A 1,326-nucleotide genomic window follows, 5' to 3' on the forward strand; every position below is an offset into this window, starting at 1 on the left:
CGTATAACAACCATTATGTTAAGCAGGCTGATTTTCTTCAATTAGCATGTAGACCAAGTCTATCTCAGGACAAAGGTATCCCATTGACGTTAGAGCAGCTGTGATTTGTCCTCTGTGATGAGTCCCATGATTAAAAACATGCAATAGAGTGGCTGCATAAGGTAAATTCATATCTTTACCTGTAGATGTCTTGTACTGTAAATCATATTTAAATTTTTCAATATCAACACATTTTAAAAAATCTATCCAATTAAGAGCCTTATCTTCTAACAGGGATATCAACTTGTCTTTATCATTCTCTATGATGGTATTTAGCTTTAATACAGGTGTGGGTTTAGCTAAAAAACGAGGAAACCAAAGATAGTGTTCACCAACAAGTAAGTGATTCAAAGTTCCAGATATGCTTTTGAAATAAAGTCCACATTCAGCATTAAAATCGTCATTAGAAACAGTTTTTAAAACCTGATTTAATTTTGTAGTAGACCAAATGTTGTATCGAGCTAATAATTCAAAAGTTTTTAAATCCATGTATAAAGAACCATTTATTGAGTTTCCTAAAACTAATATAACTTAAATAGATCAAAAACTTATCTAGACTAATGAAATTATAAAAGATAGTGTTTTAGTAATTAAAATTTTTAAGATTATGAAAAGATGGAAAAAATAGTATTCTTACCAGGTGCATCTGGAAACATTGATTTTTGGAAACCTTTGATTGAGTTTTTACCTAAAAAGTATGAAAAACAAATTATCGGCTATCCTGGTTTTGGACGTATTGCAGAAGATACTAGATTAAAGAGTTTTAGTGATTTACAAGAATACGTTACAGGAAAAATTAATTCTGAATCTATTCTAATTGCCCAATCAATGGGAGGGATATTTGCTGTTAATAAGGCCTTTACTGATCCTAGTCTAATCAAAGGTCTGGTTTTAATAGCAACATCAGGAGGAATAGATTTAACTCCATTTAACGTCCAAGATTGGAGAACTGAATACCAAGAACAGTATCCAAGATATCCTGAATGGTTTATGACAACAAATGTGAATTACGATGAGTATTTGGACAAAATTAATATTCCGATTCTATTGATTTGGGGAGATGCTGACCCTATTAGCCCAGTAGCTGTAGGAACATATCTAAACACCAAATTAAAAGGTTCTACTTTAAAAATTGTTAGCAACGGTAAGCATAATTTGGCTGAAGAACATGCTAAAGACGTTAGTATTTATATAAATCAGTTTTTAGAAGCTATTTCTTAATATTTCTAAAATTAACATAATACACCTTATACGAAATGCTTTATAATTATCCTTAGAAATCAATGC

Annotated in this window: 2 protein-coding genes; one reads left to right on the forward strand and one right to left on the reverse strand. The window is 30.8% G+C overall.

Translation table 11 applies throughout. The features are described from left to right. Window positions 1–18: 18 nt before the first annotated feature. Complete coding sequence (locus AVJ20_RS17910; protein WP_111886142.1) at window positions 19–528, reverse strand: DinB family protein; 510 nt, start codon at window positions 526–528, stop codon at window positions 19–21. Between the two features lie 126 nt (window positions 529–654). Between AVJ20_RS17910 and AVJ20_RS17915 the strand changes: the two genes are divergently transcribed. Further along, window positions 655–1,260, forward strand: coding sequence for an alpha/beta fold hydrolase (locus AVJ20_RS17915; protein WP_111886143.1), 606 nt, complete (start codon window positions 655–657; stop codon window positions 1,258–1,260). Window positions 1,261–1,326: the final 66 nt, after the last annotated feature.

Origin of the sequence: Acinetobacter sp. CFCC 11171 (assembly GCF_003268405.1) — a bacterium.
In the GTDB taxonomy this organism is placed as follows: domain Bacteria; phylum Pseudomonadota; class Gammaproteobacteria; order Pseudomonadales; family Moraxellaceae; genus Acinetobacter; species Acinetobacter amyesii.